Genomic DNA, 7,922 nt, shown 5'->3' on the forward strand with positions numbered 1-7,922 from the left:
CTGCAGCGCTAAATCTATACGTCGCTCAAGCTGGTGCTTATACCGCTCTGCGCATTTTTTGCACGACGTAATTTTTTACTTCTTCCGGTGGCTCAACCAGTTTAACAATCGCGAAGGTGCAATTGTCGCCATGCCCCTCGGCACGCTCCCGGGCTTTTCTGATAAGTAACTCAGATGCTTGACGCGGAGAGTTTGCGGCAACGGCGGCGGATAATTCTGCATCGGTAAAATAATGCCAGAGTCCGTCAGAGCAGATCAAAAACGAATCGCCGACCTTTAATTCGCTGCGTTGTCCGTAGGTGATATAAGGCGGTGTTGTGCTGGAGCCGAGCACATTCACCAGAATATTCGACATCCTGTGAGTCTTGGCTTCTTCTGCAGTAATTTTGCCCTCGTCCACCAGGCGTTCTACATATGAATGGTCTTTTGTGCGTTCGGCGAAATTTGGTCCGCTGAAACGATATAGCCGAGAGTCACCTGCATATGCCCAGATCGCTTCTTTATTTGGCGTGATTACCAAGGCGACAAAGGTGCTGTGTGGTTCTTTTTCAGCGGAGACGCCGCTGAGCTTGATGACGGTATGTGCTTCGTTGACGATATGTTCCAGCAATTTGTTTACATTGCTGGTCGGATAGAAATCATCAAATAATAATTTTGCAGTCCGCACGACCTGTTCCGCCGCCAGTGCGCCACCGCTCTTGCCGCCCATGCCATCGGCCACTATGGCCATCATATAGCCAGGGGCGTGCGGAGCCGCAAACAGGGCAGCCCTGTCTTGTTGTTCTTTCCTGTCACCGATGTGTTGTCCGGTGCCAGCTTCGATCTTATATTGGCTCATACGTCTTGGTAGATTAAACTAGCGGGTATCCTTTAAAAGGTCCCAATCAAAAACTGTTGTTCAAATTAAACTTCATTTTACTCGCAACCAGACGACTATGAGCCATCCGGAACAAATACAACAACGCATTATCGAGTTGGAAGTCGAACATCGCGATCTTGATATCGTGATTGAAACTCTGGTGAGAGACCAAAATCATGATGAATTGCAGCTACGTCGCCTTAAAAAGCGCAAATTGCAATTAAAAGACCATATTACTCTACTCAAAATGCAAATGATGCCAGATGTGCCGGCGTAAGCTGTTGATCTGTTTTATTTTGTTACACTTTGCTGACTGATCCATTTATTTTGACAGAATCCACACTAGTACCGGGTGCCAAGGGCACTCATGATGACGAAGTTGACCATATTTTTGGTTTGACCGGTGCGCTAAGCGCTTCAATTAATGGATATCGCCCTCGTCAGGCGCAGACCGAGATGGCAAAAGCGATTGCTGATGCGATTTCTGGCCAAAAAACCCTGCTGGCAGAAGCTGGTACCGGCACAGGTAAAACCTATGCCTATCTGACGCCTGCTTTGCTATGGGGTGGGAAGGTTATCATCTCTACCGGTACCAAGAACTTGCAGGATCAATTGTTCTTGCGCGATATTCCAACAATCAAAAAAGTCTTGAAAGCGCCAGTCTCGGTTGCCTTGCTGAAAGGGCGGGCGAACTATCTCTGCCATTTTCACCTAGAGCGTACTTTACAAAATGGCCGCCTGACCTCTCGTGAAGACGTCGGATATTTGCGCGATATTTCCCGTTTCATGAAGACCACCAGCAGCGGCGATAAAGCGGAGCTGGCACGTGTGCCAGAAACGGCCTCGGTTTGGAATCTGGTGACGTCTACTAAAGATACCTGCATGGGATCTGAATGTCAGTATTATCAGGATTGCTTTGTGATGAAGGCGCGCAAAGAGGCGCAGCAAGCTGATGTGGTGGTGGTCAATCATCATTTATTTTTTGCTGACGTGGCTTTGAAAGATACTGGCATTGCCGAACTGCTGCCTTCGGCGAATACCGTGATTTTTGATGAGGCGCATCAATTGCCGGACACTGCTACCTTGTTCTTTGGGGAGACGATTTCAACTTCTCAAATATTGGAACTGTGCCGTGACGTGCTGGCGGAGGGGTTGTCGCATGCCCGCGACGGTGCCGAATGGGCAAAGCTTGTAGCACCTGTCGAGCGTGCCGCGCGTGATTTACGTCTGGCATTTCCGCAGGACGTTGTCCGTCTGTCCTTGTCGCAAATCGCGCCATCGAGCGAGTTTTTTCCTTCACTTGATAAACTCAAAGACACGATGGACGATCTGATTGCGGTATTGGAAAAGCAGGCTGAGAGGGCTGAAACCATTGAGCAATGCCGTGTCAGAGCGATTGATCTGCAAACCAAAATCGATGACTGGAAAGAGCCAGAGGCGAATCCCAAGGCGGTTGCCGTGCCCAAAGCCGATTACGTGCTGTGGGTCGAGGCATTTTCAACCTCCTTGCAGTTGCACCGAACTCCGCTGTCGATTGCGCCAATTTTTAATAAGCAGCGTGAGGGTGTCCCGCGTACCTGGATTTTTACGTCGGCTACGATGGCGGTGAAGAATGATTTCGCGCATTTTGTGTCGCAGATGGGTTTGTGGAACGAGCCCGCCAGAACCTGGCCTAGCCCGTTTAATTATGCGGAGCAGGGCATCTTGTATGTGCCAGAGGGAATGCCGCAGCCTAATTCTCGTGAATACACCGACGCCGTCGTAGATGCGGCATTGCCAGTGATTGAGGCGGCAGGCGGGCGCACCTTTATGCTGTGCACGACGATCAAAGCGGTCAAGCATTGCGCAGAGCGGCTTAGAGACGAATTTGAAAAACGTCATCTGGATTTCCCCTTGTTTGTGCAGGGAGATGCAGGGCGCACGGAATTGCTTGATCGTTTTCGTGCCGCCGGTAACGGGGTGTTGATTGGCAGCCAGAGTTTTTGGGAGGGAGTGGACGTACGCGGTGACGCGTTGTCGCTGGTGGTGATTGATAAGTTGCCGTTCTCGCCGCCCGATGACCCGGTACTCGCAGCCCGTATCGAAGCCATGGAAAAAAAAGGCTTGAACGGATTTGTCCATCATCAGTTGCCGGAGGCGATCATCAATCTGAAGCAGGGAGCAGGGCGCTTGATTCGTGATGAATTGGATAAAGGCGTATTGATGCTGTGCGACCCCCGCCTGATTTCTAAGCCTTACGGCAAACGGATATGGCAAAGCCTGCCGGCGTTTACCCGCACTAGAGAGCTCACGGTTGTGCAGGATTTTTTTAAAAATCTTGCCATCGTAAAATCACAAAACAAGTAAGTCGTTTATATGAATTGCTACCATACTCCACTAGAGTATTTTTTTAAACCACAATGCAGATATGCGGGAATAAGATGGTTTTAAAAGGAAATTAGGGGAGTATCTGTAAGTGAATGAAAAAGGGCGCTTCAGTAATATAAACTGAAGCGCCCTTTTTATTGATGCGGCTAAGCTGATGCCTGATTACCAGATGGATACGCGTTCAGCAGGCGGCAAATACATCTTGTCGCCTTCTTTCAGGTTGTAGGCTTTGTAGTATTCGGCCATGTTGCGCAATGTGCCGTTAGCACGGATTTCGCCAGGAGAGTGCGGATCAGTTTTCAGGCGAACGATCATTGAGGCTTCGCGCATTTTTCCGCGCCATACCTGAGCGAATCCCATGAAAAAGCGTTGGTCGCCTGTCAATCCTGCGATTACTGGTGCAGGCTTGCCACCAAGTGATAATTTGTAGGCTTTGTACGCAATGGCGAGACCAGAGTTATCCGCGATGTTTTCGCCAAGAGTCAGTTCGCCGTTCACGAAGTAACCAGGAAGCGGACTGAAAGTGCTGTATTGCTTGACCAGTGTCGCTGTTTTAGCTGCGAACTTCTCGTGGTCTTCCTTGGTCCACCAGTCACGCAAATTGCCTAAGCCGTCGTATTGCGCACCTTGATCATCGAAACCATGGCTGATTTCATGACCAATCACAGCACCGATGCCGCCATAGTTCACTGCATCATCGGCTTTCGCATCAAAGAATGGCGGTTGCAAGATCGCTGCCGGGAAGACAATTTCGTTCATCTCCGGGTTGTAGTAGGCGTTGACGGTTTGTGGTGTCATGCCCCATTCTTCGCGGTCAATTGGTTGCCCCAGTTTATTTAACTCAACCTGAGAGGCAAATGAGCGCGTATTGCGTAAATTGGCGACAGCATCACCCTTGACAATTTGTAGTGCTGAGTAGTCGCGCCATTTGTTTGGATAGCCGATTTTAGGCATGAAAGTCGCCAATTTTGCCTGGGCTTCTTTCTTTGTTTCTGGACTCATCCAGTCCAGCGTGTCAATACTTTGCTTGTACGCCAGTAGCAAATTGCTGACCAGTTTTTCCATCTTGACTTTATGCCCAGCGGGGAAATATTTTTCTACATACAGCTTGCCCAGACTTTCACCCAGACCGGCATCCGCCAGACGCACACCACGTTTCCAGCGTTCTTCTTGCTTAGGAACGCCCATCAGCGTTGTGCTCTTAAATGCAAAGTTTTCGTCGGCAAATGCTTTCGGCAATTGGCTTGCCGCAGAGCTTAGTAACTGCCATTTGAAATACGCCTTCCAGGTATCAAGCGGGGTATTGGCAATAACGGTATTAAAGCCTGTCAGATAACTTGGCTGGCTGATGATCAAATAATTGATTTTGCTTTGCACGCCCAGTGCTGTGAGGTAACCGGTCCAGTCGTAGCCAGGCGTTAATGTATCTAGTTTGTTGAGTTCAATTTTGTTATAAGCCTTGATCGGATCGCGCAATTCCACTTTACTCCACTGGATTTTTGCCAGTTCTGTTTCGAGCGAGAGGATGTCGGCAGCCGTTTTTGCGGCAGCTTTGTCACCTGCCAGAGCGAGCATTGTCTCAATATGTTTCAGATATTTAGCACGAGCGTCCTTGAGCTTGGCATCGCTATCGTTCAGATAATAATCGCGGTCTGGCAAGCCGAGACCTGACTGGCCAACGTCCAGTACGTATTTGGTGGAGTCTTTATTATCTTGATGAACAGAGATATCAAGCGGTGCATTGACGCTGACTTTATTTAGCCAGGCAATGAAAGCTGGAATCTGTTTTTTGTCAGACAGGGCGGCGACTTTGGCAAAATCGGCATCGAGTGGCTTCAAGCCCAGAGACTCGATGCGTTTTGTGTCCATGAAAGTGGCGTACAGATCGCTGATTTTTTGCGCTTCTGAACCGGCTTGCGGTTTTTGTTTGTTCAGACCTTCAATAATGGTGTGCAGGCGCGGCACTACGGCTTCACGCAAGTCCATGAAGGCGCCGATAGACGATTTGTCGCCAGGGATTTCTGCTTTAGTTAGCCAGGTGCCGTTCACATGGCGATAAAAATCGTCTTGCGCGCGTACAGTTTTGTCGTTGTGTTTGGTGTCAATGCCAGCTAATAGAACAGCTGATGCGGATGCAGCCGTATTGACGGGTTCAACTGCGTAGGCGCTGGTAGCGCCGGCAAACATGAGCGCGATAGCGCTGAGAACTTGTGCTTTCACTAAAAATCTCCCTGGTAGTGAGGTAAGGCTTGTTGTTTTAACTAAATAAATCACTGGCAATATCGCTTGGCAGCACGGGCTTAATGCAAAGCGCCGCCTTCAGTCTTGCATCAGATAGACCTCCATTGTTGTTGCGAGTTCGCCCGACGCCGCAAATTCTAATCAATTTTTTTCAAATTAATGAATGTGAATGAAAATAAACAGAGCAAAGTTGATAAAAACCACGAAATACTGGATTCAATCCGGCGCTGAGTCAAATTGTATGGAGGTCAGCCAAGATGTCTCCATTGATAGTATCGATTGATTTCTAAGAACCATGAAGGCCCTGATTGCCAGTAAGCGGCGGTCTATCGATTACAATGCGGCATTCTTTCTCATTTTTTGTATAAAACATGCCTGACTTGAAATCATTGAGTCAACTATTGGTGGAATTCAGAGATAAGCGTGACTGGAAACAGTTTCATAGCTTAAAAAATCTGATTATTTCTTTGCATCTTGAAACTGGCGAACTGCTGGAGTTGATGCAGTGGAAAACGGATCAGGAAGTGATCGCATTGCAAGCCGATCCCGGGTTTCAGCGTGATCTGGCTGGTGAGTGTGCCGATGTATTGCATTATTTGCTGCTAATCGCCGAACAAAATGGAATCGATCTGATTGCGGCCGCAGAAGAAAAAATCCGTGTCAATGAGAAACGCTATCCAGTGGGCTTGGCCTACGGTAGCGCGAAAAAATATACTTCGCTCGACTAGAAGAGCATAGAAGTAACCAGTAATCTTACTTGCGAGGTCGGGCAAATTACCTATTGCGCCACTTTTGCAAGATTAAAAATAAATAAGGAAAAGTATGAACGACAATTTGACCATCGATGAATTTAACGCGCTAGAGCTGATTAGCAAATTACGCAAGGGTGATACGCCAAATGCCTGTATAGGAAGAAATTCTAAGCGCTTGAATGGTTTGAAATTTATCAAACATCATAAAGATGGCACTTTCGAAATGACAGAAAAAGGCTTGCAGACACTGTTCGTTAAACGATGCATAGAAGGTTTACGATTGGTATCTCAAGATACAAACACGACACTGGCGAAGGATGTGGCGACCTTTTTGAGTAAAAAAGGCCACATCGCTGAGTCGCCTGAGGGCGGCTTTGCGATTACGGATAAAGGTCGCGACTCTTTGGTGGATATTGATAGTGCGCCGGCAGTGCGTGTCTAATACATCTAATTTAGCTAACCTACTAAGGTCAGATGCGATGATGCATCTGACGAGTGCATTTCAAACATATCTTAAGTATTTTTCAGTAAGGTCAGTCTTTGAATTAAAAACTGACCATCAATTACTTTGCGGAACGGGACGCCTGTTGTAGTGAAGCCGGGACCATTTTCCTCTGCCCAGCGTTTGGCTTGCAGGTCAAAATCGACCACATTCATTCCTAACATCTCTGCTGAGACGACAAATTTGGCGCCGGGTTTTTGGCGGGCTACGATAGCTTCTAATGCTTCTTTATTCATACTTGTTATATCTGTTTTATTTTAAGTGTCGGTTTCGACCATATCCCAGTTATCTTCTTCGTTATAACAGGTAATCCAATTTACAGCGTGATGCCATTCGGGAATGATGTCACAACGAATATTGCCGACGGTCGTCTTTCCAATCAAATTGGCATGCCTCACTGCCCAATGAACACGGTATAGCAGATCTGCCCAATCTAGGATTTTCGATTTAGAGCGCATGTTTATTGCCTGTTGTAAAACGTCGGGGCTCTCCATTCCTTGTGGGAAATAACGTAATAACTTATCCACACTGGATACTTGTAAACTAAGTTCAATATTCGGCTGGATGCCAGCGCACCATGCCAGGAAAAATAAGCGTTCTTTTTGTATAGAGAAGTAAGCGCGTTCGTCTTCAGCGCACCGATCAGATAGTAAAAAGCTTTTCTCTTTGTCTGATAAATAGCCGGTCATCTGGTGGACGGCAAGATACTCGCGGAAGTAGCTCGCTTCCCCAGATTGCGCGGCACTACTTACTGCCCATAAGGCAATCAGCCTTTCAAAAATAGATGTTGTATCACGCAAGGTGACTTCTTCACCGGATTCAATCAGCGGCAGTTGCAGATTGATTCGGATGCCACGCTTATGCAGCATCGTCTCAGATAAAAATTTACGATTTTCTGGATTCATATTTAACTTAGTGTTCATTAAAAATTCTTTAAACATTATTCATTAATATTGGCATCAAGTGTTTTATCACACGCTTATATCTGTCTGTTGTTCTGTGCTCGGAAGATTCGTTCACTTTCATAGATACGTTTTGTCATTAAATAAAACGATTTATAAAATATTGGTCAAAAGTCCTTGCAATGGTGTGTGGTATTTGCTATAGTTCGGCTCCCGTCGAGAGGCGGGGGGAGAAAAGAAAGTGAAGTAGTTGATACAGGTTTTAGAAGTGAAGAGTTAGAAGCGGGTAGTTAAGCGTG

The 7,922-nt window shown here is 47.1% G+C and carries 8 protein-coding genes; 4 read left to right on the plus strand and 4 right to left on the minus strand.

Annotation, left to right across the window (positions count from 1 at the left end; translation table 11 throughout):
• Positions 1-37: 37 nt before the first annotated feature.
• On the minus strand, positions 38-838 hold the full coding sequence (locus ACO0LE_RS09000; protein WP_422960057.1) for a PP2C family protein-serine/threonine phosphatase: 801 nt from the start codon (positions 836-838) through the stop codon (positions 38-40).
• 97 nt (positions 839-935) lie between these two features.
• On the opposite strand from ACO0LE_RS09000, the gene ACO0LE_RS09005 reads away from it, so the two are divergent.
• Together ACO0LE_RS09005 and ACO0LE_RS09010 are read left to right on the plus strand one after the other, a co-directional pair.
• On the plus strand, positions 936-1,136 hold the full coding sequence (locus ACO0LE_RS09005) for a YdcH family protein (RefSeq protein WP_422960058.1): 201 nt from the start codon (positions 936-938) through the stop codon (positions 1,134-1,136).
• A gap of 50 nt (positions 1,137-1,186) precedes the next feature.
• Entirely contained in the window at positions 1,187-3,205 is a 2,019-nt protein-coding gene (locus tag ACO0LE_RS09010) for an ATP-dependent DNA helicase (protein WP_422960059.1), read from the plus strand.
• 183 nt (positions 3,206-3,388) lie between these two features.
• Here the strand turns inward: ACO0LE_RS09010 and ACO0LE_RS09015 are convergent, their stop codons facing one another.
• The gene (locus tag ACO0LE_RS09015; RefSeq protein WP_422960067.1) at positions 3,389-5,413 is read right to left on the minus strand and encodes a M13 family metallopeptidase; all 2,025 of its coding nucleotides are present in this window, start codon (positions 5,411-5,413) and stop codon (positions 3,389-3,391) included.
• A 425-nt stretch (positions 5,414-5,838) separates the two neighbouring features.
• Between ACO0LE_RS09015 and ACO0LE_RS09020 the strand changes: the two genes are divergently transcribed.
• Positions 5,839-6,195 carry a nucleotide pyrophosphohydrolase gene (locus tag ACO0LE_RS09020; protein ID WP_422960060.1) on the plus strand — a complete coding sequence of 119 codons (357 nt, stop codon included), beginning with the start codon at positions 5,839-5,841 and terminating at the stop codon, positions 6,193-6,195.
• A 94-nt stretch (positions 6,196-6,289) separates the two neighbouring features.
• Complete coding sequence (locus ACO0LE_RS09025; RefSeq protein ID WP_422960061.1) at positions 6,290-6,661, plus strand: hypothetical protein; 372 nt, start codon at positions 6,290-6,292, stop codon at positions 6,659-6,661.
• 71 nt (positions 6,662-6,732) lie between these two features.
• Here ACO0LE_RS09025 and ACO0LE_RS09030 read toward each other — a convergent pair whose 3' ends face one another.
• Both ACO0LE_RS09030 and ACO0LE_RS09035 read right to left on the minus strand, forming a co-directional pair.
• Positions 6,733-6,957, minus strand: a complete 225-nt coding sequence (locus ACO0LE_RS09030; RefSeq protein WP_422960062.1) for a hypothetical protein — start codon at positions 6,955-6,957, stop codon at positions 6,733-6,735.
• A gap of 21 nt (positions 6,958-6,978) precedes the next feature.
• A complete protein-coding gene (locus tag ACO0LE_RS09035) occupies positions 6,979-7,662 on the minus strand; it encodes a DUF4272 domain-containing protein (protein ID WP_422960063.1) in 684 nt (227 codons plus the stop codon).
• Between the last annotated feature and the right edge of the window lie 260 nt (positions 7,663-7,922).

Source organism: Undibacterium sp. Xuan67W, assembly GCF_049340165.1.
In the GTDB taxonomy this organism is placed as follows: domain Bacteria; phylum Pseudomonadota; class Gammaproteobacteria; order Burkholderiales; family Burkholderiaceae_D; genus Undibacterium.